The organism is Kineococcus gurbantunggutensis, assembly GCF_050871925.1.
Lineage (GTDB): Bacteria > Actinomycetota > Actinomycetes > Actinomycetales > Kineococcaceae > Kineococcus.
The window spans coordinates 1-1,449 of the sequence record NZ_JBJLSG010000328.1 but is presented as its reverse complement, the minus strand read 5'-3'; the positions used below and the strand labels follow the sequence as shown (position 1 = coordinate 1,449).

The following is a 1,449-nucleotide window of genomic DNA, read 5'->3' as shown; positions in this document are numbered from 1 at the left end:
GGGGGGTGGGGGGGGGGGGGGGGGGACCGGGGGTGGGCGACGGGGGGGGGGGGGGGGGCGGGGGGGGGGTGGGGGGCGGGGGGCCCCCCCCCCCCCCACCCCGTGCCGGCGCCCGCCGGGCGTTGGAGCGCTCAGGCGTCGGCCGCGGGCTCCAGCAGCCGCAGGATGCGGTCGAGGTCCTCCACGCCGGCGAAGTCGACCGTCAGGCGCCCGCGGTTGCGGCCCACGCTGATGCGCACGCGGGTGTCCAGGCGGTCCCCGAGGCGGGCGGCGCGCGCCTCCAGCTCCGGGCGGGCCGGGGCGGGCGCGCGCCGGCGCGGCGCGGTGTCCGCGTCGCCGACGGCGATGACCTCCTCCACGGCACGCACGGACAGGCCCTCGGCGACGATGCGCTGCGCCAGGCGCTCCATCGCCCCGCCGTCCTCCAGGGCGAGCAGCGCGCGGGCGTGCCCGGCGCTGAGCACGCCGGCGGCGAGGCGGCGCTGCACCAGCGGCGGCAGCTTCATCAGCCGCAGCGTGTTGCTGATCTGCGGGCGCGAACGCCCGATGCGGGAGGCCAGCTCCTCGTGGGTGCAGCCGAAGTCCTCCAGGAGCTGCTGGTAGGCGGCGGCCTCCTCCAGCGGGTTGAGCTGGCTGCGGTGCAGGTTCTCCAGCAGCGCGTCGCGCAGCAGGTCGTCGTCGGCGGTCTCGCGCACGATCGCAGGGATCGTGCTCAGCCCCGCCTCGGTGGAGGCGCGCCAGCGGCGCTCGCCCATGACGAGCTCGAAGCGCGGCGAACCGTCCTCGCCGGCCTCCACGGGGCGCACGACGACCGGCTGCAGGACCCCGATCTCGCTGACGGAGTGCACCAGCTCGGCCAGCTCGTCCTCGTCGAAGACGGTGCGCGGCTGGCGCGGGTTGGGCACGATCGCCGAGATCGGCACCTCGGCGAAGCGGGCGCCCGGCACGGGCAGCAGCCCGTCGCCCACCGGCTCCTGCCCGGCGGCGGCGTCCTCCGGGGCGGGCGGGGCGGCCGCGGTGTCGGTGAGGGTCTCGGCGGGCTCGTCCGCGGGCGGGTCGACCGGCGCGGCGGAGGGGTCCTGGTCGGGGCCGACGACCTCGTCGGGCTGCGGGGCGCCCGCCGGCCGCTCGCCCTCGGCGGGCTCCCCGGTGCCGGTGCTCGCGCGCCCGGCGGGCTGCGCCACCGGGTCAGCCGCCGGGGCCGCGGCGGGGTCCGCCACGGGGGCCGCGGCCGGCGCGGTGGGCTCCTCGAGGTCCTCCAGGGGCTGCGACACGCGCGCGCGGCCCTGGTCGAAGAAGAGGTCCACCGGTCGCGCACCGGGCCGCATCACGGGCGGGGGGGGCGGGGGCCCGCCCCGCCCCCCCCCCCCCGCCGGCCCCCCGCGGGGGCTCAGGGCGCCCAGCCCGCGCCCGCGCCCCCGCCGCGACTCCCTCACGCGCCACCCACCC

At 80.9% G+C, this 1,449-nt stretch carries 1 protein-coding gene; it reads right to left on the bottom strand.

Annotated elements, in window-relative coordinates:
• Nucleotides 1-131: 131 nt before the first annotated feature.
• Nucleotides 132-1,436, bottom strand: a complete 1,305-nt coding sequence (locus ACRYR7_RS25500) for a ParB/RepB/Spo0J family partition protein (RefSeq protein ID WP_432575191.1) — start codon at nucleotides 1,434-1,436, stop codon at nucleotides 132-134.
• Nucleotides 1,437-1,449 lie beyond the last annotated feature (13 nt).